Annotated in this window: 23 protein-coding genes; 14 read left to right on the top strand and 9 right to left on the bottom strand. The window is 56.6% G+C overall.

Annotation, left to right across the window (positions count from 1 at the left end; genetic code table 11):
- Positions 1 to 36: 36 nt before the first annotated feature.
- Positions 37 to 1,224: a cystathionine beta-lyase gene (gene metC, locus ACMWJS_RS09635; RefSeq protein ID WP_045909965.1), complete on the bottom strand. Its 1,188-nt coding sequence runs from the start codon at positions 1,222 to 1,224 to the stop codon at positions 37 to 39.
- A gap of 251 nt (positions 1,225 to 1,475) precedes the next feature.
- On the opposite strand from metC, the gene exbB reads away from it, so the two are divergent.
- The 3 genes from exbB to ACMWJS_RS09620 all read left to right on the top strand — a co-directional run bounded on the left by exbB (position 1,476) and on the right by ACMWJS_RS09620 (position 4,363).
- Positions 1,476 to 2,207, top strand: a complete 732-nt coding sequence (gene exbB, locus ACMWJS_RS09630) for a tol-pal system-associated acyl-CoA thioesterase (protein WP_334755970.1) — start codon at positions 1,476 to 1,478, stop codon at positions 2,205 to 2,207.
- Positions 2,208 to 2,211: 4 nt separating this feature from the next.
- Positions 2,212 to 2,637, top strand: a complete 426-nt coding sequence (gene exbD / locus ACMWJS_RS09625) for a TonB system transport protein ExbD (protein ID WP_045909964.1) — start codon at positions 2,212 to 2,214, stop codon at positions 2,635 to 2,637.
- 274 nt (positions 2,638 to 2,911) lie between these two features.
- Positions 2,912 to 4,363: a methyl-accepting chemotaxis protein gene (locus ACMWJS_RS09620; RefSeq protein WP_414746991.1), complete on the top strand. Its 1,452-nt coding sequence runs from the start codon at positions 2,912 to 2,914 to the stop codon at positions 4,361 to 4,363.
- Here ACMWJS_RS09620 and ACMWJS_RS09615 read toward each other — a convergent pair.
- Together ACMWJS_RS09615 and ACMWJS_RS09610 are read right to left on the bottom strand one after the other, a co-directional pair.
- Positions 4,360 to 4,806, bottom strand: coding sequence for a hypothetical protein (locus ACMWJS_RS09615; protein ID WP_045909962.1), 447 nt, complete (start codon positions 4,804 to 4,806; stop codon positions 4,360 to 4,362). The two genes, ACMWJS_RS09620 and ACMWJS_RS09615, sit on opposite strands and share 4 nt — an antisense overlap.
- 1 nt (position 4,807) lies before the next feature.
- Entirely contained in the window at positions 4,808 to 5,212 is a 405-nt protein-coding gene (locus ACMWJS_RS09610; protein WP_414746990.1) for a hypothetical protein, read from the bottom strand.
- 103 nt (positions 5,213 to 5,315) lie between these two features.
- Here ACMWJS_RS09610 and ACMWJS_RS09605 point away from each other — a divergent pair, with 103 nt between their 5' ends.
- Together ACMWJS_RS09605 and ACMWJS_RS09600 are read left to right on the top strand one after the other, a co-directional pair.
- Positions 5,316 to 5,819: an ESA_00282 family adhesion-associated protein gene (locus ACMWJS_RS09605; protein WP_045909961.1), complete on the top strand. Its 504-nt coding sequence runs from the start codon at positions 5,316 to 5,318 to the stop codon at positions 5,817 to 5,819.
- 82 nt (positions 5,820 to 5,901) lie between these two features.
- Entirely contained in the window at positions 5,902 to 6,390 is a 489-nt protein-coding gene (locus ACMWJS_RS09600; protein ID WP_008499805.1) for a TIGR00645 family protein, read from the top strand.
- 62 nt (positions 6,391 to 6,452) lie between these two features.
- Here ACMWJS_RS09600 and ACMWJS_RS09595 read toward each other — a convergent pair whose 3' ends face one another.
- The gene (locus ACMWJS_RS09595; RefSeq protein WP_334755972.1) at positions 6,453 to 7,493 is read right to left on the bottom strand and encodes an aldo/keto reductase; all 1,041 of its coding nucleotides are present in this window, start codon (positions 7,491 to 7,493) and stop codon (positions 6,453 to 6,455) included.
- Positions 7,494 to 7,712: 219 nt separating this feature from the next.
- Between ACMWJS_RS09595 and ACMWJS_RS09590 the strand changes: the two genes are divergently transcribed.
- The 3 genes from ACMWJS_RS09590 (at position 7,713) to ACMWJS_RS09580 (ending at position 10,114) form a co-directional block, all read left to right on the top strand.
- Entirely contained in the window at positions 7,713 to 9,260 is a 1,548-nt protein-coding gene (locus ACMWJS_RS09590) for a methyl-accepting chemotaxis protein (RefSeq protein WP_104950115.1), read from the top strand.
- Between the two features lie 125 nt (positions 9,261 to 9,385).
- A complete protein-coding gene (locus ACMWJS_RS09585) occupies positions 9,386 to 9,640 on the top strand; it encodes a hypothetical protein (RefSeq protein WP_048029030.1) in 255 nt (84 codons plus the stop codon).
- Between the two features lie 201 nt (positions 9,641 to 9,841).
- Complete coding sequence (locus ACMWJS_RS09580; protein ID WP_045909956.1) at positions 9,842 to 10,114, top strand: hypothetical protein; 273 nt, start codon at positions 9,842 to 9,844, stop codon at positions 10,112 to 10,114.
- 119 nt (positions 10,115 to 10,233) lie between these two features.
- Here the strand turns inward: ACMWJS_RS09580 and ACMWJS_RS09575 are convergent, their stop codons facing one another.
- Positions 10,234 to 10,566 carry a glycine zipper domain-containing protein gene (locus tag ACMWJS_RS09575; RefSeq protein WP_008499797.1) on the bottom strand — a complete coding sequence of 111 codons (333 nt, stop codon included), beginning with the start codon at positions 10,564 to 10,566 and terminating at the stop codon, positions 10,234 to 10,236.
- A gap of 157 nt (positions 10,567 to 10,723) precedes the next feature.
- Positions 10,724 to 11,590 (bottom strand): glutathione-dependent disulfide-bond oxidoreductase, encoded by an 867-nt coding sequence (gene yghU / locus ACMWJS_RS09570; protein WP_008499796.1) that lies wholly within the window; start codon positions 11,588 to 11,590, stop codon positions 10,724 to 10,726.
- 245 nt (positions 11,591 to 11,835) lie between these two features.
- On the opposite strand from yghU, the gene ACMWJS_RS09565 reads away from it, so the two are divergent.
- From ACMWJS_RS09565 to gss, 6 genes are all read left to right on the top strand, one after another.
- On the top strand, positions 11,836 to 13,425 hold the full coding sequence (locus ACMWJS_RS09565) for an ABC transporter substrate-binding protein (protein ID WP_414746989.1): 1,590 nt from the start codon (positions 11,836 to 11,838) through the stop codon (positions 13,423 to 13,425).
- A gap of 45 nt (positions 13,426 to 13,470) precedes the next feature.
- Entirely contained in the window at positions 13,471 to 14,424 is a 954-nt protein-coding gene (locus ACMWJS_RS09560; RefSeq protein WP_008499794.1) for an ABC transporter permease, read from the top strand.
- 5 nt (positions 14,425 to 14,429) lie between these two features.
- On the top strand, positions 14,430 to 15,275 hold the full coding sequence (locus ACMWJS_RS09555) for an ABC transporter permease (RefSeq protein ID WP_021242100.1): 846 nt from the start codon (positions 14,430 to 14,432) through the stop codon (positions 15,273 to 15,275).
- Complete coding sequence (locus ACMWJS_RS09550) at positions 15,268 to 16,245, top strand: ABC transporter ATP-binding protein (protein WP_031275156.1); 978 nt, start codon at positions 15,268 to 15,270, stop codon at positions 16,243 to 16,245. The genes ACMWJS_RS09555 and ACMWJS_RS09550 overlap by 8 nt, the downstream gene beginning before the upstream one ends.
- Positions 16,242 to 17,219: an ABC transporter ATP-binding protein gene (locus ACMWJS_RS09545; RefSeq protein WP_334755975.1), complete on the top strand. Its 978-nt coding sequence runs from the start codon at positions 16,242 to 16,244 to the stop codon at positions 17,217 to 17,219. Before ACMWJS_RS09550 ends, ACMWJS_RS09545 begins: the two co-directional genes overlap by 4 nt.
- A 183-nt stretch (positions 17,220 to 17,402) precedes the next feature.
- On the top strand, positions 17,403 to 19,265 hold the full coding sequence (gene gss / locus ACMWJS_RS09540; protein ID WP_414746988.1) for a bifunctional glutathionylspermidine amidase/synthase: 1,863 nt from the start codon (positions 17,403 to 17,405) through the stop codon (positions 19,263 to 19,265).
- A gap of 52 nt (positions 19,266 to 19,317) precedes the next feature.
- Here the strand turns inward: gss and pgaD are convergent, their stop codons facing one another.
- Genes pgaD through pgaB form a run of 3 tightly spaced genes read right to left on the bottom strand, consistent with a single transcriptional unit; the run spans position 19,318 to position 23,007 of the window.
- Positions 19,318 to 19,749, bottom strand: a complete 432-nt coding sequence (gene pgaD / locus ACMWJS_RS09535; protein WP_111967477.1) for a poly-beta-1,6-N-acetyl-D-glucosamine biosynthesis protein PgaD — start codon at positions 19,747 to 19,749, stop codon at positions 19,318 to 19,320.
- The gene (pgaC, locus tag ACMWJS_RS09530; RefSeq protein WP_048224868.1) at positions 19,749 to 21,077 is read right to left on the bottom strand and encodes a poly-beta-1,6-N-acetyl-D-glucosamine synthase; all 1,329 of its coding nucleotides are present in this window, start codon (positions 21,075 to 21,077) and stop codon (positions 19,749 to 19,751) included. The genes pgaD and pgaC overlap by 1 nt, the downstream gene beginning before the upstream one ends.
- Positions 21,070 to 23,007, bottom strand: coding sequence for a poly-beta-1,6-N-acetyl-D-glucosamine N-deacetylase PgaB (gene pgaB / locus ACMWJS_RS09525; protein WP_414746987.1), 1,938 nt, complete (start codon positions 23,005 to 23,007; stop codon positions 21,070 to 21,072). The genes pgaC and pgaB overlap by 8 nt, the downstream gene beginning before the upstream one ends.
- Positions 23,008 to 23,014 lie beyond the last annotated feature (7 nt).

Here is a 23,014-nt window from a genome sequence, read left to right as displayed (position 1 = left end):
CAAAAGCGTCCAGGGAGTACATTTTCAGCCAGCACTCTACACGATACGCTCGAACCCTGCTGCTAAATCCGCAATCAGATCGTCAACATTTTCTAAACCAATATGCAGTCGAATCAGGGTACCGCTGAAGTCCACGTCGCCACCGGGGCGCAGGGCCGCAATCTGTTCCGGCTGGTTAGCCAGGATCAGGGATTCAAAACCGCCCCACGAGTAGGCCATGCTGAAGAGGGTAAAATTATCCAGATAGCTGGCCAGCTCGTCATTATTCAGCCGTTTTTTCAGCACGAACGAGAACAACCCGCTGCTGCCTGTAAAGTCACGCTGCCAGAACTCATGGCCTTTACTGCCGGGTAGCGCGGGGTGATTCACGCGCTCAACCTGCGGATGCTGCGCCAGCCATTCGGCCACCGTCAGGCTGCTTTCATGGTGCTGACGCAGGCGAACGCCCAGCGTGCGAAGCCCGCGGCTGGTCATGTAGGCCGTGTCGGCATCCACCATCTGGCCCATCAGGTAGGCATTTTCACGCAGCTGATCCCAGCAGCGCGCGTTGGAGACCGCCGTGCCAATCATCCCGTCAGAGTGGCCAATCAGGTACTTCGTCGCCGCCTGAATCGAAATATCAATGTCGAAGTCCAGCGCTTTGAACAGCACGCCTGCCGCCCAGGTGTTGTCGATCATAACGATCGCCTCTGGCGCTTTACTGCGCACGGCCTTCACGATAGCCGGCACGTCGTGGACCTCCATGGTGAGCGACCCCGGTGATTCCAGGAACACAATGCGCGTGTTTGGCTGAATAAGTTCGGCAATACCTTCACCAATCAGCGGGTCGAACCAGCCGGTCGTCACGCCGAGCTTGCTGAGGATTTTGGTACAGAAGTCCTGGCTGGGCTCGTAGGCGGTGTTGGTCATCAGGATGTGATCGCCCTGTTCCACAAACGCCAGAATGGTATTGGCGACCGCCGCCGCCCCGCACGGGAACAGCGCGCAGCCTGCGCCGCCTTCCAGCTCGCACATCGCTTCCTGCAGAGAAAAATGGGTTAGCGTGCCGCGACGGCCATAAAACAGCCCGCCTTTTGCGCGGTTGCGCGTGGCGATTTTTTTCTCCTCAACGGTGTCAAACACCAGCGAGGAGGCGCGTTGAATCACGCTGTTAACCGATCCCTGGGTATATTTTTTGCTGCGTCCTGCCTGTACCAGCGTGGTATCAAGATGCTTCGTTGTCATGTTCGCTAACCCTGTTTTTATACGTCTGGACGTCCAGACTACCACGATTGGAAAAAACTGCACCCGCAGGCTTATCGAATAAGCAGAAAATATTAGCAAAAAACCGCATAAGAAATTTTTACTGCGTAAGCGCAAGGAAAGTGAACGAAAATTGCGGCACTATGCAAATACTAATGAGAACTACTATCAATTCGACGACGTTTTGATATTATTACGTTCAGATTTTGTGATTTGCGTCCTGGAGATACAGAGTGGGTAATAATTTGATGCAGGCGGATCTCTCCGTTTGGGGCATGTATCAGCATGCTGACATCGTGGTTAAGATTGTGATGATCGGCCTGATTCTGGCGTCCGTTGTCACCTGGGCTATCTTCTTCAGCAAGAGCGCCGAGCTGCTTTCGCAGAAGCGTCGCCTCAAGCGGGAACAGCAACAGCTGGCAGAAGCCCGCTCTCTGGATCAGGCTTCAGATATGACCTCATCCTTCCACGCGAAAAGCCTGACTACCCTGCTGGTGAATGAAGCACAGAACGAGCTGGAACTCTCCGCGGGCAGTGAAGATAACGAAGGCATCAAAGAACGTACCGGTTTCCGTCTGGAGCGTCGCGTGGCGGCCGTTGGCCGACACATGGGGCGCGGTAATGGTTATCTGGCGACCATCGGCGCGATCTCACCGTTTATCGGTCTGTTCGGTACGGTCTGGGGCATCATGAACAGCTTTATCGGTATCGCGCAGACTCAAACCACCAACCTGGCGGTTGTGGCACCGGGTATCGCAGAAGCGCTGCTGGCGACGGCGATTGGTCTGGTCGCGGCGATTCCGGCGGTGGTTATCTACAACATCTTCGCGCGCATGATTGGCAGCTACAAAGCGACGCTCGGTGACGTTGCCGCGCAGGTACTGTTGCTGCAGAGTCGCGATCTCGACCTGAATGCCAGCGCCGTTAAGCCGGTGCACTCGGCGTCCAAACTGCGCGTGGGTTGATATTATGGCGATGCGTCTAAACGAAAATCTGGACGATAACGGCGAAATGCATGAGATCAACGTGACGCCGTTTATCGACGTCATGCTGGTTCTGCTGATTATCTTCATGGTGGCCGCGCCGCTGGCCACGGTCGACGTGAAGGTGAATCTGCCGGCCTCGTCCAGCCAGCCGCAGCCGCGTCCGGAAAAGCCTGTCTATCTGTCCGTGAAGGCCGATAAATCCATGTTCCTTGGCAACGACCCGGTAACGGCCGACTCTGTCATCCCGGCGCTGGATCAGCTTACCGGCGGTAAGAAAGACACTACGGTCTTCTTCCGTGCGGATAAAACCGTGGATTATGAAACCATGATGAAGGTAATGGACACGCTGCATCAGGCGGGTTACCTGAAGATTGGGCTGGTCGGTGAAGAGAAAGCGGCCAAAAAATAGAACGAAAGCTGGCGAAAGCCAGCTTTTTTGTTTTCTGCCACGCAACATCGTTATTATTTTCTGCTGTATATCCCCATTCTTCATATTTCTTTATCAATAAAGCCAACGTTAATAATGTATTGATAGTTAAGTAAATATCAGTATTCGGTTGCGCCATTAAAATATATCTTTTGCTGAAATGGCGTAGTGGAATATCCCCACTACGCTTAAAAAAAGATAATAAAAACAGTCCTTCTTCGAAGGATCTTTTCACCTGCACAGCAAGAGACTCCCTATGGCTACGATGACATGGCTGTATCCGCACGCGCCTCAAAACGATCTGTTTTCGCTTTCTGCCATTCGACGACGCGCCGACAGGCTAATACTGGTGCTCATCTGGTCGCTGTGGGCCATCTCGCTGGGCGTGGGCTATATCAACGAAAACATCATGCAGGGGGTGATTGTCGGCACTTCACTGGCCTGTTTATCGACGCTGCTGACGCTGGTGTTCCCCGGCGCGCTGTTACTCCGCCTGAGCTCTGCGTTTGTGCTAATGGCATTTTCCGCGCTGCTGATTCATCTGGGCGAAGGTGAAACCGAATACCATTTCTCGGTTTTCGTCCTGCTTTCCGCGCTCCTTGCCTGGCGAGACTGGCGCCCGCTGGTGATGGGGGCGGCGGTCATCGCATTACATCACCTGGTGTTCAACTATCTGCAGGAAAACGACCTGTACGGCGTCGTGGTGTTCATGCACACCGGCTTTCATATGGTGGTTTTCCACGGGCTGTTTGTGGTGGTCCAGACCGCGATCCTGGTTCTGTTGGCGATTCGTATGGAGCAGGACGCCCGCTCGGCGAGCGAAGTGGCAAGGCTGGCGGGGGTGATCAACCGCGAACCGGGGTACCTCACGCTGGCCGTCGATGCGGCACCCGCAGAGTCTCCCTTTGCCCGCACGTTCAGCCTGACGCTGGGCACCATGCGCGCCACGCTTGAGCAGGTCAGCGCCAATATTGGGCAACTGCTGGAGGCATCCCGCGCGTTAGGACAACGCAACAGAGCGCTGTCGGAACGTACCGATCACCAGGCAAGTTCGCTGGCGACGGCGGCCAGTGCGATGGAACAACTGAGGGCTGTCGCCACCCTGACCAGTGAAAAAGCCCGCCAGGTTCGGGAGGTGGCATTCAGTACCAGTAACGTGGCGGAGCAGGGAGGCCATAACGTAAGGCAGGCGATTGCGGCGATGGAGCACATTCGCGAGGAGTCGCAGCGCATTTACGCCATTCTGGAGCTGATCGACGGGATTGCGTTCCAGACCAATATCCTGTCGCTTAACGCCTCGGTCGAGGCTGCCAGAGCGGGGGAACATGGCAAAGGCTTCGCGGTAGTTGCCTCGGAAGTGCGCGTGTTGGCCCAGCGCAGCGAGGGGGCTGCAAAAGACATTCGCCAGCTGCTGACCGCATCGCAGGCAACCACGCTGCAGGGCGTCGAGCAGGTAGAGCAGGCCGGTATGACAATGAAGTCGATTATTGAGAGCATTGAAGGGCTCCGCTCTCTCCTGGAGGAGTTGTCGCAGATGAGCGAGCAGCAGCGGGCGAGCATTGCGCAGATGAACGACAGTATTGCCAGCATCGATGCCAGCGTGCAGGAGAACGTGCGTCACGTAGCGCAAACGCTGCAGGTGGCTGAAGCGCAGCGGCAGCAGACGGGGCAGTTAAAAGAGGCGATTGCCGTATTCAGATTTAATTAGCGTTGCGGTTCGGAAGGGGCGCTGGCGCCAGACGCCAGCGCGTCCTCATCAAGCGCAACGCAGGTGACGTTTGAGGTGCGGTACTCACCGTCTGACAGTTTGCGCGTCAGGCGCAGAGTGGCGATTTCTCTGGCAAGCAGATACTGGTAATTGGCCTCGAGGCGACCCAGAAGCTTCTCTTTCAGCTCTGGCCGCTGTTCCATGATGGCGTTCATCACGGCACCGTAAATTTCTTCTTTGACCTGTAGCGGATAAATTTCACGGCGATTCTGCCATTTCAGCCGCACCAGCGTTGCCGGGATCGATACCAGGTCCTGGGTAATACGCGTCATCTCGTCATTTTTTGTGTTTCGCAGCGCATCGAGATTTTGCTTTAAGATAAATTCATCACTTTTCTTATCATCTAAAGTCAAATAAACGTCGTTGTTTTTAACTTCCTTCACGTTAATCCTCCCCCAGGCTATAAAAAATTGGGTTGTTTTTTTCACGCGTAATTAAGTTAAGCCAAATTTCATTGCCCGCTTCGTTAATTTCTTTGGTTTTTTCGGCCAATATTTGACTTAGTTTCTGGGCATCTATTTCTCCTTCGGCCTGCAGATCGTTCAGCAGGTGGACGAAGGCTTCAATTTTTATGGCGCGAAATAAGCGGTCTTTAATATGGCGATCGTGCTCTTCCAGCAACATATTACGGGATTTGCCGGTGCGGGAAACACCAATTAATATATCAGGCTCGAAATCAGAGAGCTTTCTTTTCCCCTGAGTGAAACTGACCTCTTTTTCTGCTTCCATCGGTTGCTGTTCCACAGGCGTAATGTGGTACTTAGCCGGGACGAGATAGTCGGGCAGCATTTTTAATTTCCTTTAATTTCAACAGGGTGGGGTTGGTAAAGGCGTGAGATTCGTTGACAATATCATGAGGCAAATTTAAAATCAAAAAAAATGGAGCCTACCCATGAACAGCATCTTTTTTACGGTCATCACATTACTATTACTGACCGCTGGTGTGCTTTTATTGATGCAGGAGTTCAATAAAACGAAAGTGTCGAAAGACGCCAGTGAACCGCCGCAACCGGAACTCATGACAAAAGAGGAAGGAGAAGACCATTTCTCTGTTTTGATGAACTCCGTTACGCCTGTCTGGTACTGGCGGGTGAACCATGAATATATCGACTTTTTACACGCGACAATTAAACGTATGAAAATGTCGGAAATTAATGACACGCCAGGACTGTTTGAGGCACAGCGTCGCTGTAGCGACCTGAATTCAGCCGTGTATAAATATTATGACAATATCAAAAAACGCTGCCTTAACGGCGAGAAGGTCTCTTATTCCGATCTGGACGTATTAAATTTGCGTCAGTGTTTTCGTGAGTTCAGCCTGGAAGCCTACCCGGAGCTGGTGGTGCTGGTCTGGCCGGAGTACGCCCGTCCGGAAGTTAACCCCGACAACGTCTGAGTCACCAGACTGGTGAGTTATTGCAAACAGTCAGCGCCATTGGGATATACTGGGCGCTGGTTTCTTTTGCAAACAGGACTTTATGGAACGCTTTTTTGAAAACGCCATGTACGCCTCTCGCTGGATACTGGCCCCCGTCTATTTTGGCCTTTCTCTGGCGCTTATCGCGCTGACGATTAAGTTCTTTCAGGAAATTCTGCACGTTCTGCCGAACATTTTTTCTATTGCCGAGGCGGATTTGATTCTGGTTCTGCTGTCGCTGGTGGATATGACCCTGGTGGGCGGACTGCTGGTGATGGTGATGTTTTCCGGCTACGAGAATTTTGTCTCCCAGCTGGATATCGACGAGCGTAAAGAGAAGCTCAGCTGGTTGGGCAAAATGGATGCCTCGTCGCTGAAGAATAAAGTGGCCGCGTCGATTGTGGCGATCTCTTCTATCCACCTGTTACGCGTGTTTATGGACGCGAAGAACGTGCCGGATAACAAACTGATGTGGTATGTCATTATCCATCTGACGTTTGTGCTGTCTGCGTTTGTGATGGGGTATCTGGATAAGATCAGTAAGAAGTAATTCCCCTCACTTAAGCTCCCTCTCCCTGTGGGAGAGGGCCAGGGTGAGGGCATCAGACCGCACTATTTATCCGACGACGCCTGCCACAGATTCAACTCTCCATCCGCGACATGCTGGTCAATCCGCTTGAGTTCATCCTCAGTAAAGTGCAGGTTATCCAGCGCCCGGGCGTTCTCCTCAATCTGTTCCGGGCGGCTTGCGCCAATCAGCACTGACGTCACGCGCGCGTCTTTCAGCAACCAGCTCAACGCCATCTGCGCCATGGTCTGACCCCGCGCCTGCGCCATCTCACTCAGCAAACGCAGACTGTTCAGGTTGGCTTCGGTCAGCATTTTTTCGTTCAGACCGCGGACTTTCTTGCCTTCACGCTGCATGCGAGAATCTTCAGGAATACCGTTCAGGTATTTTCCGGTCAGCAGCCCCTGCGCCAGCGGGGTAAAGGCGATACACCCGGTCCCGTTTGCTGCCAGCGCATCCAGCAAACCGGTCTTATCGACCCAGCGGTTGAGCAGGTTATAGGACGGCTGGTGGATCAGCAGGGGGATCTTCCACTCGCGCAGCAGCTCGGCCATTTTTTGCGTGCGCCCGGTTGAGTAGGAGGAAATGCCCACATACAGCGCTTTCCCACTCTGCACAGCCTGTGCCAGCGCAGAGGCTGTCTCTTCCATCGGCGTGTTTTCATCCACGCGGTGGGAATAGAAAATATCCAAGTATTCGACGCCCAGGCGCTTCAGGCTTTGATCGAGGCTGGCGAGCAGATATTTGCGTGACCCGCCCGAACCATATGGCCCCGGCCACATGTCGTAACCGGCCTTGGTGGAGATAACCAGCTCGTCGCGGTACGCGGCAAAGTCCTCCCGCAGCAGGCGGCCGAAATTCTCTTCCGCGCTACCCGCCGGAGGTCCGTAGTTATTGGCCAGATCGAAATGGGTGATGCCGAGGTCGAAGGCTTTGCGCAGCAGCGCCCGCTGGGCTTCAAGAGGCTGGACGTGACCGAAGCTGTGCCACAGTCCCAGCGACAGCGCGGGCAGGCGCAGGCCGCTCTTGCCACAGTGGCGGTACTGCATGTTCTCGTAGCGGTCAGGGGCAGGATACCAGGACATGATGTCTCCTTTTCTTATCGATAATTTTTTGAAACGTCGTTTTCATTCTGAACTTATCACACCACAAAGCGCGAAGATAATGGTTAACGGCGGCTGTGCGACCAGTGAAGCCACGCTAATTAAAAATGATCACAAAACGTTATAATTTCCCTCTTTCCTGCCGATAACGAGAGAAGTACTCGCCTCTGGGCGAATTCACCCTCACGGCAAGGAAGACTTATGAATATGCTCCGTAATTTCACGATCCGTTTCGTCATGCTGGCGATTCTCGGGATCTTTTGTTTAATGTGGGCGGGTGTGGGGCTTTACAGCACCTGGTCCCTGTCTCGCGTTTCAGATGGCAACGAGGTGGACCGCCAGCTGGTCAAGCAGATGACGGTGCTCAGTCAGGGCAACGATCAGTATTTCCGCTTTGTGACCCGTCTGAGCCGCGCAATGGAAGTCAAAGCCGCAGGCGGCACGCCGGATCTGGCCTCTGCCCAGCAGGCGCTGGATAACATGGGCAAGAAGCTGGCTGAGATGAAAGCCATTTCTCCAGGCCCAATGGATGAGCAGGTCTCTTCACGGGCGATCGGTGCCTGGCAGGCACTGCTCGAACAGGGCGTGACGCCGCAAATGCAGCAGGCGAAACTGGGCGCGCTGGACGGCTATCGTCAGCAGGCCAACAACGTCACCCCACCGCTGAGCCGCGCGTTCGGTGCGGCGGCCGAAGAGTTCAACAATGCTGCCGCGAAGTCGCTCGACAGTACCCGCGTGGTGGTGGACGGCCTGACCAGCATGACCCGCACGGTGATTATCATCGCCACGATCGTCGGCCTGCTGATCCTGCTCTTCACCGACCGTTACCTGGTGGCGATGCTGGTTAAACCGCTGGATCGCATTCGCCAGCAGTTCCGCCAGATTGCCCAGGGCGATCTCAGCCAGCCCATCGAGCCGTTCGGCCGCAACTGCGTGGGCCAGCTGGTGCCGCTGCTGAGCGCCATGCAGGACAGCCTGCGCGAAGCGGTCAGCACGATCCGCTCCGGCAGTGAGAATATCTGGCGCGGCGCGACGGAGATTTCCAGCGGTAACAACGATCTCTCTTCCCGTACCGAAGAGCAGGCGGCGGCGCTGGAAGAGACTGCTGCCAGCATGGAACAGCTGACCGCCACGGTGAAACTGAACGCCGAGAGTGCGCGCCAGGCAAGCCAGCTGGCCGATGTGGCCTCAACCACCGCCAGCCGCGGCGGCTCTCTGGTGGAAGAGGTGGTGACCACCATGAGCGGTATTTCGGAAAGCTCGAAGAAAATTGCTGAAATCACCAACGTCATTAACAGCATTGCCTTCCAGACCAATATTCTGGCACTCAACGCGGCGGTTGAAGCGGCGCGCGCGGGCGAACAGGGCCGAGGCTTTGCCGTTGTCGCAGGCGAAGTTCGCAACCTGGCAAGCCGCAGCGCCAACGCGGCAAAAGAGATTGAAGGGCTGATTACTGACTCCGTGTCCCGCGTCGAGCAGGGGGCGAAGCTGGTGGGCGATACCGGCACCACCATGGATGCGATTTTGCGGGACGTGACGGAAGTGACGACCATTATGAAGCAAATAGCCTCGGCCTCAGAGGAGCAGAGTAAGGGCATTTCACAGGTCGGAATTGCCATTACCCAGATGGACGGCGTTACGCAGCAAAACGCCTCGCTGGTGGAGGAGGTTTCCGCGGCGGCGGCGGCGCTTGAGCGTCAGACCGAAGATCTTCAGCGCTCGGTGCAGAAGTTCCGCCTGACGGCATAACGCAACGTGATAAGGCCGCCTTGTGCGGCCTTATATTATTAACGCCTTCCTCATTCAGCGGCGCTGAAACTGCTATTCTTTTGCTAACCCCTGACGTTCTGGGCTCTCTTCTACGAGGTGTTGCTATGAACAGATCGTTATCTTTTATCCCTGTCCTTTCTCTCATTTTTCTGACGCTTTTCTCGGTTTCCGCCAGTGCGACCCAGCAGGCGCAGGAACGGCGCGTAGCGCGTGATGTCAGACAGGAAACCCGCGACGCGTCACGGCAGGTGAAGCAGACCTGCGTGGCGAACAATAACCAGAGTAATCACGACTGCCGCCAGGACAAGCGTCAGATGAAACAGGCCGGACGGCAAAAAGCGCGGGATATTAAGTATTAACATAACAGGTGAGGCGGCATGCAAGCGTATTTCTTGCCGCCTTTTTAAAAAGGTAAGTCAATATTTTTTAAATATTAAATTATTTGCTTGTAACAATGTATTTGGCATTTTCTGCACATTCCAGAACATGAAAATTAATATTGTCTTAAGATTCAGTCGACATAATGAATTATCTTCTTGATACCGGAAATAATTCAATTTATGAAAAACCGTATTATTTTATTTGCTGCTCTGGCAGGTTTTGCCGTGGTCAATACTGCGATGGCCCAGAGCGTCACGGTCGATGTCCCTGCCGGGTATAAGGTCGTGATTGTTCCGCAGTCAGCCACGGTTCCTGAGGCGGTAAGCGTTGCGCCTGCACCGGCACAAACAACGTATGCCGCTCCTGCACCGGTCTATCATCCGCGTGCACGCCATGTGGCGAGCGTGGCGGAAGGGATGGTGATTGAGCATCAGTATGACGATCACCATTGATGTATTCCGGGTGACATTTCTGGCCTTAAGTTGAGGGCAAAAAGTCGTGATTGGGTGCAGGGAGTTATTACTGAACAGCCATGAGGCCGGGCACGCGCTGCGACGCCCGGCGAAGTTTATCAGTGCGTCGCTTCACCAATCAGCGCGCCCGTGCCCGCGCCAACGGCTGCACCTTTCAGCACGCTCTTGCCGGTAACCGCCGCGGCACCTGCGCCCACGGCAGCCCCTACGGCGCCGCCTTTACGCGCGGCTTTACCTTTGTCGCCGTTTTTGAACATAGCCCCCGTGCCTGCGCCAACAACGGCACCGCCAACGGTCGATTTCAGATCTTTGCCCGTGGCCGCGCCAATGGCAGCGCCTGCTACCGCGCCAGCGGCGGTTTTATCGATGGCCATTCCCGAGGTGGAAAAAATGAGGGCGCTGATAACCAGCGTTGTTTTAATCAGTTTCATAACAGATCCTTTGTGACTGCTGTCGGTTGATACGTCACTTCTCACTCTGAGATGAGAAAAACGCACAGATAGTGCCAGCAATACCGGCTCAACCTTTAGGCCAATCATGCCCTGAGCAAGGATCTCTGTTGCCGGGCGGCGATCCGCCGGCAGAACATTACGCCTGACGCTTATCTTCCGTATTGGTCTCGAAGTCGCTCGCCGCGTGGCGTTCGTGGAGCTGCTCGTTCAGCTCGCCGCTGGTGCGGTTAACGATGCGTCCGCGCTTAACGGCATGGCGATTCGCCACGTCTTTCGCCCAGCGCTGCACGTTGGTGTACTTCTCTGCATCCAGGAACTCGGCGGCGTTGTACACGCTGCCCAGCGCCACGCAGCCGAACCATGGCCAGATGGCGATATCCGCGATGGTGTATTCCTCACCCGCCACGTAGCGACCGCGCGCCAGCTGTTTATCCAGCACGTCGAACAGGCGTTTAGCTTCCATGGTGAAGCGGTCAATCGCGTACTCGATTTTCACCGGGGCATAGTTGTAGAAGTGGCCAAAACCGCCGCCGAGGAACGGCGCCGCGCCCTGCAGCCAGAACAGCCAGTTCAGCGTCTCGGTGCGTCCCGCGGGATCTTTCGGCAGGAAGTGGCCGAATTTCTCTGCCAGATAGAGCAGGATATTGCCGGATTCAAAGACGCGCGTTGGCGGGTTCGTGGAGTGGTCACGCAGTGCCGGGATTTTCGAGTTCGGGTTCACCTCAACGAAGCCGCTGGAGAACTGATCGCCCTCGCCGATGCGGATCAACCACGCGTCGTACTCTGCGCCCGTCACGCCCAGCGCCAGCAGCTCTTCAAGCATGATCGTCACTTTCTGGCCGTTCGGTGTTCCCAGCGAGTAGAGCTGCAGCGGGTGCGAACCGACAGGAAGATCTTTCTCATGCGTTGCGCCGGAAATGGGGCGGTTGATGTTGGCGAACGCGCCGCCGTTGTTCTTTTTCCATTCCCACACTTTGGGTGGCTGATAGGTGTTGTCTGACATGTTGGCCTGCCTTTTTTGTGATGTGTTGAGGCAGTGTAGCAGGAGATTTGTGAACCGTTTAACGTTGTGAGCGCAAGCAATTAACCGCTATTCCTTCTGCTGCTTATATATATCAAATCTGGCATAAGCTTAATCGAAAATCGCATTTTCATAACTAATGCGTTAATGGATAAAGCTGCATATGATGCTTCAACATAAATAAAAGATGCAGTCATAAACACTTTATAAGGCAAGGAGTTAGTGAGATGCGCAAGCTTCTGTTATCGGCAGTGGTCGTTTCGATCGCGTTAGGCCTGGCGGGCTGTGATGATGCGAAAAATAAAGAGACCAATACGCCCCCTGCGGCAAAAAGCGACGCGCCAAAAGCGGGCGGTTCGCTGATTATCGGGATTACCTCCGGCGATCCGTTAGCCGTGAATCCGCTCTATGCCAGCGACCGTACCACGTTAACCATCATGCAGGCGCTCTATGCCCCGCTCTATAGCTTCAACAACGGTAAGATCGAGTGGGGCCTGGCGGAAAGCCTGACGCCCTCCGCCGATAACCTGAGCTACACCCTGACGTTAAAACCCAACCTGAAATGGCAGGACGGACAGCCGCTGACGGCGGACGACGTGGTCTTTACGTTCAATAAGCTGCTGGATGCCAAACAGCACAGCTTCTTCCGCAGCATGTTCACCTACGGCGATAAGCCGGTACAGGTAAGCAAGGTTGACGACCGCACCGTTAAGTTCACCTTACCGCAGGTCAGCGCGGCCTTTACCGGCACGCTGGTACAGATCTACCCGATCCCGCAGCACGTGTTCGCCAGCGAAGGCGACCTGGAAAAGAGCAGCAAAAACGATGCACCGGTCGGCTCCGGGCCGTTCAAATTTAAAGAGTACCGCGCCGGGCAGTACTACGCCCTGACCCTTTTTGACGATTACTGGAACGGCAAAGCGAAGCTCGATTCGGTCACCTACCGTTTCGCCAAAGACAGTAACGCCGCCAACCTTGCGCTGCAAAACGGTGAAATCAACCTCAAGATGGTTGATCCGCAGGATGTGAACCGTCTGAAAAATACCGGTAAGTTTGACTTCGTGGTCTATCCGGAAGGCCGCCTGGCCTATATGACGTTCAACCAGAACGTGCCGGTGATGAAGAGCAAAGAGCTGCGTCAGGCCATTGCTTACGCCATCAACAAAGACGAGCTGACCCAGACCGCTTTTACCTCGCTGGACTACGCCAAACCAGCGACCTCGTTCCTGACGCCCGATACGCTTTACAAAACGGATGACGTTGAACAGTACACATTCGATCTGCAAAAGGCCAAAGAGCGGCTTAAAGCGTCCGGTGCGCCGGACAACCTCAAGCTGCGCCTGGCGTATGTGAACACCAACAAAACCCAGGAGAGCATGGCGCTCTATATTCAGCAGGCGCTGAAGGGTATTGGGGTGAACGTGGAGTTGATGCCGCTGGACTCCAACGCCATGTCTCAGCGCAGCCTCGATATGAACAACACCGCGTGGGAGCTGAACCTGGGCGGCTACATCATGGGCTCCGAGCCGGACGGCTACAAATCGCTGTTCATGAGCAATGAAGCGTATAACTACGCGCACTACAAAAATCCGCAGTTTGATGCCCTGTGGGATAAAGGCGCCGTGGAAACTGACGCCGCGAAACGGGCTGAGATCTACAAGCAAATTCAGCAAACGGTGGCAAACGACATGACGTACTACCCGATCACCTATACCAATGCGACCGTCGCGGTGGACAAGCGTTTTGGCGGTACCGAGGAAGCGGAGCCGAAACCGGTCTATCTGTTCCAGGATCTGTCAAAAATCTATCAGAAATAAGCGATTGCCCCGACCGTCGGGTCGGGGCCTTGGTAAGGGCATGTCGTGAACACACTTCTCACGCGTCGGCTGCTGCAGCTGCTGCCGATGCTGTTCTTTATTTCACTGGTGGCGTTTTTGCTGGTCAAACTCGCGCCCGGCGATCCGGTGGCGGCGTACATTACGCCGCGTATGGCTCCGGAAGATATCGAACGTATCCGCCAGAGCCTGGGGCTGGATAAGCCCCTGGTCACGCAGTACGTCCTGTGGCTGAAAAACGTCCTGCAGGGCGATCTCGGCTATTCGCTGATCTACCACCGTCCGGTGCTGGAGATGATCGGCGAACGCATTCCGGCCACGCTGGGGCTGATGGGCGCGTCGCTGCTGCTGGCGATCGTGCTGGCCATCCCGCTCGGCCTGCTGGCGGGGGCATTTAAGCACCGCTGGCTGGATCATCTCCTGAACCTGTTCGCCTATATCGGCATCTCGGTGCCGATTTTCTGGTTCGGCATCTTGCTCATTACGGTCTTTGCCGTGCAGCTTAACTGGTTCCCCAGCATGGGGATGCGCACCATCGGTATGGAAGATAATGCGCTGGACGTGTTGCGTCACGGCGTGCTGCCGTGTATTGCCCTCACGTTTTATAACCTTTCCAGCTACGTGCGCTACATCCGCTCCAACACCATCTCGCAGCTCTCGGCCGACTACGTGCAGACCCAGCTGGCTTACGGCGCCACGCGTTCCAGCATTCTGTTCCGCCACGTGCTGAAAAACGTGCTGCTGCCGGTGATCACCCTGTTCGGCCTGTCGTTTGGTGAGCTGATTGTGGGGGCCTATGTGACGGAAAGCGTCTTCTCGTGGCCGGGGATGGGGCTGCTTGGGATCCAGTCGATCGCCTCGCTGGACTACCCGCTGATCATGGCGATCATCATGCTCTCATCGATGATGCTGATCGTCGGTAACCTGATCGCCGATCTGCTTTATCGCTTCGCCGATCCCCGCATTCGTACGCTGAGGTAACCCGGATGAGCAGACGCTGGCAGCAGGTTCGTCACCAGCTGCGCCGCAATCGTCCGGCGCAGTTCTCCCTGTTTGTGCTTTTTATTTTCGTTGTCGCCGCGCTCTGTGCGGGGTTAAGTCCGTACGATCCGGATCGGATGGCGCTCGGCGCACGCACGCTACCGCCGGATGCCGCACACTGGTTCGGCACCGACGAGTATGGACGCGACTACTTTACCCGCGCGCTGTATGGCGGCCAGATCTCCCTGATGGTCGGTTTTCTCGCCATGCTCTTTTCCACGCTTATCGGTACGGTGGTGGGAACGGTAAGCGGCTATTTTGGCGGCTGGCTGGATAACCTGATGATGCGCGCCGTGGATATCCTGATGGCAATTCCGGCCTTCTTCCTGCTGCTGGTGGTGAATGCGTACCTCAAGCCGGGCGTGGATAACATCATTCTGATCATCAGCCTGCTGACATGGATGAACATGTCGCGGCTGGTGCGCGCAGAAACCTTATCGGTGAAAGAGCGCGAGTATGTGCTTTATGCCCGCGCGTCGGGGGAAAACCCGCTGCGCATTATCGTGCGCCACATTATTCCCGGCGTGCTGCCGACCATTATCGTGGCGGCCACGCTCAATATCGCCTCGGCCATTCTGATGGAGTCGACGCTCAGCTTCCTTGGGCTCGGCGTGCAGGCACCGGCGGCGTCGTGGGGAAGCATGCTCAACAACGCTCAGTCGTATATTGGCGAAGCGTCGTGGCTGGCGATGTTCCCCGGCATTCTGATCCTGCTGACGGTGTTCAGCTTTAACGTGCTGGGCGATGTGTTCCGCACCGCCTTTGAGCCAGGAGCGAATCGCGATGAGTAACCTGTTAGCGCTTGAGAACCTGCAAACCACCTTCCGCACCCGCGAGGGCGAGGTTCACGCGGTGCGCGGCGTGAGCTTTCAGGTGCAGCCGGGAGAACTTGTCGGCATCGTCGGCGAGTCGGGCTGCGGGAAAAGCGTCACCTGTAAGTCGATCATTCAGCTTCTGGGGAACAATGGACGGATAACCGGCGGCAGCATTCGCTTCCAGAATGACGATCTGGCGCAGAAAACCCCTGCGCAGATGCGCGCTATTCGCGGCAACGAGATCGCGATGATTTTCCAGGATCCGATGACCGCCCTGAACCCGGTGCTGACCATCGGCAAACAGATGGCCGAGATCCTGATGCGCAATAAAGGACTGACCAAAAAAGCGGCCAAAGCGGCGGCGATCGCCATGCTGGAACAGGTGGGGATTGCCGAGGCGGAACGCCGATACGACCAGTATCCCCACGAGTTTAGCGGCGGGATGCGCCAGCGGGTGATGATCGCCATTGCGCTCTCCTGCAACCCGAAGCTGCTTATTGCCGATGAGCCGACCACCGCGCTGGACGTCACCATTCAGGCGCAGATCCTGCGTCTGCTGAAAAGCCTGCAACAGCAGACCCAAACCGCGATTCTGCTGATCACCCACGATCTCGGCGTGGTGGCGCAGGTCTGCAGCCGCGTGGTGGTGATGTACGGCGGGCTGGTAATGGAAGAGGGGAGCGTGGAAGACATTTTTTATCGCCCTGCGCATCCTTACACCCAGGGGCTGCTGGCCTCGCTGCCGCGTCCGGATGAGGTTAATCAACGTTTATCGCCCATTGAAGGCGCACCGCCTGGCCTGCTTAACCCGCCGCCGGGCTGTCCCTTCGCCGAACGCTGCCCGAAACGCATGCCCCAGTGTGAACGGCAGCCCGCTTTTTACGCCATGGGAGAGGGCCATCGCGCCGCCTGCTGGCTATGGGCCGATAAGGAGATTCAGGCATGAGTGAACAACAGGTGCCATTAGTGAGCGTGCGCGATCTGCGCAAACACTATCCGCTTAACGGCGGTTTGCTGCGTAAAGGCGCGGCCGTGAAGGCGGTTGATGGCGTGAGCTTTGATATCCAGCCCGGCGAGACGTTTGGCCTGGTGGGCGAATCCGGCTGCGGGAAATCTACCCTCGGGCGCGCCATCCTGCGCCTCTTCGATATCACTGCGGGAGAAATCCACTTTGCCGGACAGGCGATTGCCCACGCCCGCGAAAAAGAGCTCAAGCCGCTGCGTAAACGTATGCAGGCAATTTTTCAGGACCCTTACTCCTCGCTTAACCCCGGCATGACGGTACGACAGCTGGTGGCCGAGCCGTTGCAGATCCACGGCTACAGCCGTGAAGAACAGCGCGAACGGACGGAAACGCTGCTCTACAAAGTCGGGCTGAAGCAGGAGCACCTTGAGCGGTTCCCGCATGAGTTCAGCGGCGGGCAGCGCCAGCGCATCAGTATTGCCCGCGCGTTGTCCGTACGCCCTGAATTTGTGCTGTGCGATGAGCCGCTCTCGGCACTGGACGTCTCGGTGCAGGCGCAGGTGGTGAATATTCTGCAGGATCTGCAGCAGGAGCTGGGGCTGACCTATCTGTTCATCGCCCACGATCTCTCGATGGTGCGTCATATCTCCACCCGCATTGGGGTGATGTACCTCGGTAAGCTGGTGGAGGTGGCCCCGGCGAATGAGCTGTATCAGCGTCCGGCGCACCCTTATACCCGCGCGCTGCTGGCGGCGGTTCCCCAGCCCGACCCGCGCATTCGCAACCTCGAAGACGCAACCCTGCGCGGCGAAATGCCCGGCCCTACGTCCGCGCTGCCGGGCTGTAAGTTCTGCAGCCGCTGCCCGCATAGCATGCCGGTTTGCCAGACACAGGAGCCAGCGATGCAGGAGATCGCGCCAGGACATTTTGCGGCGTGCTGGTTGTTTAAGATGTGAGCCTTAAACGTGTCGGGTGGCGCTTCGCTTACCCGACCTACAGGGTTTTGTGTTTTGTCGGCCGGGTAAGGCGAATTATTTACCACGCAGGTGTATGATAAACGCTCCTCTGTCAGGTTAATTACAACGTGCAGACGACGACAACCTATAAAAATTGCCGCCTGCCTGTTTTAGGTTGGATACATGCGTAAAGGAACGTTAAGCAGTGATGCGCCCTTCGGGACATTGTTAGGCTATGCGCCCGGTGGCGTGGCGATTTACTCTTCAAATTACGGCAGTCTGGACCCGCGAAACTATCCGGAAGACGCGGATTTTCGCAGCTACATCGGCAACGAATACATGGGCCACAAGTGGCAGTGCGTTGAGTTTGCCCGCCGTTTCCTGTTTCTCAACTATGGCTTCGTGTTTACCGACGTCGGCATGGCGTGGGAGATCTTCTCCCTGCGCTTTTTGCGTCAGGTGGTGAACGATAACATTCTGCCCCTTCAGGCTTTTGCCAACGGCTCAAAACGCGCGCCGCGCGCCGGGGCGCTGCTGATCTGGCAAAAGGGCGGCGAGTTTCATGAGACCGGCCACGTGGCGGTGATCACCCAGCTTCTGGACGATAAGGTGCGTATCGCCGAGCAGAACGTCATCCACTCTGCGCTGCCGCTCGGGCAGCAGTGGACGCGCGAACTGCGCCTGAGCGTGGAGAACGGGCGTTATACCCTCCATGACACCTTCAACGACACGGAAATTCTCGGCTGGATGATCCAGACCGACGATACGGAATACAGCATTCCCCAGCCGGAAATCGACGGCGAACTGCTGAAAATCAGCGGCGCGCGGCTGAAAAACAAACGTCAGTTCGACGGCAAGTGGCTCAACGAAAATGACGCGCTGCAGCAGGCGTATATTCGCGCCAACGGGCACGTGATCAATAAAGATCCCTGCCAGTACTTCACCATTACCGAAAGCGCCGAACAGGAGCTGATCAAAGCCACCAACGAGCTGCACCTGATGTATCTGCACGCCACGGACAAGGTGCTGAGAGACGACAGCCTGCTGGCGCTTTTCGACATCCCGAAAATCCTCTGGCCGCGCCTGCGCCTCTCCTGGCAGTGGCGTCGTCACCATATGATCACCGGTCGTATGGATTTCTGCATGGATGAGCGCGGCATCAAGGTCTACGAGTACAACGCCGACTCCGCCTCCTGCCATACCGAGGGCGGGCTTATCCTTGAGGAGTGGGTGAAAAATGGCTATCGCGGCAACGGGCATAACCCGGCAGAAGGGCTGCTGGAAGAGCTGACCGGCGCCTGGAAGCACAGCCACGCGCGGCCGTTTGTCCACATCATGCAGGACAATGATGTCGAAGAGGACTATCACGCGCTCTTTCTTCAGCGTTCGCTGATGCAGGCCGGGTTCGAGACCAAAATCCTCCACGGGCTGGGGGCGCTCAGCTGGGATGCCGCCGGACAGCTGATTGACGACGAAAGTCGCCACGTCAACTGCGTGTGGAAAACCTGGGCGTGGGAGACGGCGATAGAGCAGATCCGCGAGGTCAGCGAAACCGAATACGCCGCCGTGCCGATCCGGACCGGGCATCCTGAAGGCGAAGTGCGCCTGATTGACGTCCTGCTGCGCCCGGAGGTGCTGGTCTTTGAACCGCTGTGGACCGTCATTCCCGGCAACAAGGCGATTCTTCCGGTGCTGTGGCAACTGTTCCCGAATCACCGTTACCTGCTCGACACCGATTTTGAGGTCAACGATCTGCTGAAGCAGACCGGATACGCCGTCAAGCCGATTGCCGGGCGCTGCGGCAGCAATATCGACCTGATTAGCGCCCAGGACGAACTGCTGGATAAATCCAGCGGCAAGTTTGTCGACCGTAAAAACATCTACCAGCAGCTGTGGTGCCTGCCAAACGTCGACGGCAAGTACATTCAGGTCTGTACCTTTACCGTGGGCGGGAACTACGGTGGGACCTGCCTGCGCGGCGATGACTCGCTGGTGGTGAAGAAAGAGAGCGATATTGAGCCGCTGATCGTGGTTAAAGATAAGTAGCTCTTACCCGCAACAAAAAAGCCCCCGCAGGGCATCCTGCGGGGGCTTTTCGTTACTGTTCTTCCTCTTCCTGCCCGTTGATCTTCAGATCGATGATGCGGCCAATCTGGTCATGATAGACCGTCAGCAGGTTGTACTGGCTCATCTCGGAGATGATCTGCGGTGAAACATTAAAGCTGCGGGCCAGCTCCTCCTGGTGAAAATAGCCCGGCTGACGCCGCCTCACGTGGGCCCGACGGCGATTGTACTGATACCACAAAATCAGCAGCCAGCCGTTGAGCGCGGCAAACAGCAGGTAGAGCAACACCGTATTAAAAGACGCAATAATGACGCCCCAGCGGTAGTCGCTCTCCTCGGTGAGCTGCATCCAGAGCCGGGCATACAGGAAAAACAGAAAGCCTCCCCACGCCACCAGCGTTAACGCGGCATCGAAAAGACGTGGCAACAGCCGATGTTCGGTCAGAATTAAGGTATTTTCGTTCATTAAATGCGTCCTTTTCCCCGGTCCGGACTGATCCAGCGCGCGCGGGCACGCTGGCGTTTAAGCATGACTTTTGGAAATGCGACAAGGGTGGTGAACAGGCCGATCATCCAGTACACCATCGGGAACCAGATCACCCAGAAAAGCGAGCTGGCCACCTTCCGTTCATAGCGCCGTTCGATGTACAAACTGACGAGGAACTGCAGCAGGCACATCACGCCCAGCAGTAGCCCGGTAAACTCCGGTGGAAAAAGGCTCTCCACGGTCAGCCTGGCAGGAACAGGAGCGATATGGCTGAGAATAAATAACAGCACCGTCATCGCATAGGCGAAGGCCCACAGCGTTGACAGGGCATACTCGAGAAACAGGGGCCACATGCGGTGATGCTCCCAGCGCACAATCCTGCGAAGGTTGACCAGAAACACCTCCGCGCCGCCCTGGGCCCAGCGCAGACGCTGTTTCCACAGGCCCTTGAGCGTCTCCGGCATCAGGATCCAGCACAGCGCCCGCGGCTCGAAAAAAATATCCCAGTGGCGCAGCTGCAGCTTCCAGCTGATGTCGATGTCTTCGGTGATCATGTCCGGGCTCCAGTACCCGACGTCCGCCAGTGCCTGTCGGCGAAAGGCGGCGATGACGCCCGAGACGGTAAAGACCCGGCCATAGATCCGCTGCGTCCGTTTGATGAGCCCGATAATCGATGAGAACTCGCCCACCTGGATGCGGCCGATCAACGTGGAGCGCGTGCGAATACGCGGATTCCCGGTGACCGCCCCAACGTGGGGATACTGAATCAGCGGCGCCACCAGATACGCTGCCGTATCGCGATCGAGAAGGGCATCACCGTCAATGCAGACCAGCAGATCGCCCCGGGCCGCCGCTGCCCCGGCTTTGAGCGCCAGCGCTTTCCCCTGGTTTTCCGCGAGATTAATCACCCGCAGGCGTGGCTGCTCCTGCGCCAGCGCCTGCAGCACCTGCGCGGTGTTGTCAGACGAGCCGTCGTTGATGGCGATAACCTCGATATTTTCATACCGCTGATCCAGCGCGGCGCTAATCGTCTCCCGGGCATTTCGTTCCTCGTTGAAGCAAGGGATCAGAATGGAGATGAGCGGCTCACCGGCGAGCGTCGGGGCGGGCGTCTCTTTATCCCACGACCAGTGGCGTTCAAGCTGAAACCAGAAATAGAGCCCGCCGGTTATCCAGAGCACGGACATGAACAGCGGCCAGAAGAACACAAAATCCAGAATCAGCTCGCCGGTAAAGAGGGCGGCCACGCCTAACGGCAACCCGAATACCAGACATAAAATGGAAAAGGCGATAATGCGATCAGTCATTGTCAGGGTACCAGTACGAAGAAAATACAGGCCTGATGCGTGAGATATCAGGTTGGTTGTTGATGAAATCATCGGGGTAGTAGCCGTAATTTTTGACGCCGTTCAGCTGGAGCACGCGCATCCACTGTGCCAGCTGGCTGTCGGAAACGGCGCGCTGCGGTTTCCGATCCCAGTCCCTGGCCTGCAGTTCAAAAATGGTTTTATCGAGCGCGCCGGGACGCGTGGCGACCGCTTTCACCAGACGCGCCAGCCATGCATCACTTTCGTCTGCCGGGACGGACTCCATCAGCGGCATGGCCATCGGCACCGTCCAGTCATACTCCGCCAGAAAATCGTCAAGATTCTGCGCGAACCACGCTTCGCTTTCGGGCTGCAGAATGGGTAAGGCGAACATATTGCGGGCGGTTTTTATCTGCGGGCCGCGAATGTGCTTCACCGCCAGGCTCAGGGCATGGGTAAACCCAATCAGCAGCTGGCTTTTCTGACGTGTTGTGGTCTGAGGGCCATCGTCCACGTCGGTCAGCACCGCATCGTCATGGAACAAGATCCCGTTGAAGCTGGCATAGCGGGCCAGATCTTCATAGATGTCCGTCACCTGCTGGCGCACCTGCGGGTCCCACGGGGAGAGCCGGATATAGGGATCGGTGGCTTCGCGCAGCTGGCCTGACGAGCGGTCCCGACACTGCAGGCGCGGCAGGGCAGGATTGAGATCGAACGAGAGAACCGGCATCCACGCAAAGACTTTCACGCCCGCGCGGGTTTGCAGTTGCCAGGAGACAAAATTAAACAGATCGGCCCGGACCGGCAGCTGGCGGTTGGGAAAATAGAGCGCCTTGATCCTGCCGTCGCCCTGCGGGTCGGCAAACGCCTGCAGGAAAACATGGCTGATTTTCATGTCGTAGACCCGCTGGATCAGCCTGTTGATATTTTGGGTCTGCTGGGCCGGATCGGGATCGTAAACGTAGTCGAGATCGACGTGCATGACGCGCACGGGTTCGCGCTCCTGAACCTGGCTGACCGTACTGGCAAATGCCTTGAGGGAGGGATTACCGGCGATCAGCAGACGAGGGATGTTCCCCAGCTCCTGCACGTTCCCCAGCCCGTCTTCAAGGGTAAAGGCCAGCTGATAACCCTGCTGTCTGGCGATGGCAAGCGACGTGCCGTTGGCCGCACCATAGGGCCAGACCCAGGCGCGCGGCGCCTTGCCCGTTACCTGCGTGATTTTGTCAGTCACTTTGCGAACGTCATCGCCGATCCGCTGGTTGAACTGCCGATCGGTTTCATAGCGGCCCGTCGCTTTATCATAAAAGCGGTTGGCGATGGCCGGTTCGCGGCTGCCCTGCGGGTTAGCCGGGATGCCGTAATGCGAGGCCCAGGTGTGCGATCCGATCTCAATCAGCGGAGACCGGCTGAGCTCGCGCACCATGTCCCACGTCGCGAAGCGATCGCGGGGCGTCATCAGGCCGCCGAAGTTAACTTTTTGATTTTCCGGCGTATCCACCCAGCTGCCCACCGGCGCCCACAGCGCAGGAACGTTCCACGCCTGAAGCAGTGGCCAGACGCGGGTGTAAAAGCTGCTGTAGCCATCGTCAAAGCTGAGCAGAACGGCTTTGGGCGGCAGCGTTTTTTTTCCGTCATGGGCATCGAGAATGTCCTGCACGCTGATGACGTGATAACCGTTGTGCAGCAGCCAGCTTATCTGCTCGTTTAGCGCGCTGGTTCGCACGGAGAGGTAGCGCTGATCGGCGGCATCGTCTTCGACGTCGTGGTAGGCCAGTACCAGAAACTGGTTCTGCGGCCAGGGTTTGCTCGCCTCCAGCTGCGGCCGATCTTTGGGCGCAATAAACGAAAATGCCTGCGCGCAGACGCTCGCGCTGAGGCAGAGCCAGCCGAGGAGTATCAGGCTCGCGGAAAAACGTGTGTTCATCATCATCATC

This window comes from Enterobacter sp. HK-058-C-ECC (assembly GCF_047531125.1).
Classification (GTDB): Bacteria; Pseudomonadota; Gammaproteobacteria; order Enterobacterales; family Enterobacteriaceae; genus Enterobacter; species Enterobacter quasiroggenkampii.
This window is presented reverse-complemented; position numbering and strand designations above follow the sequence as displayed.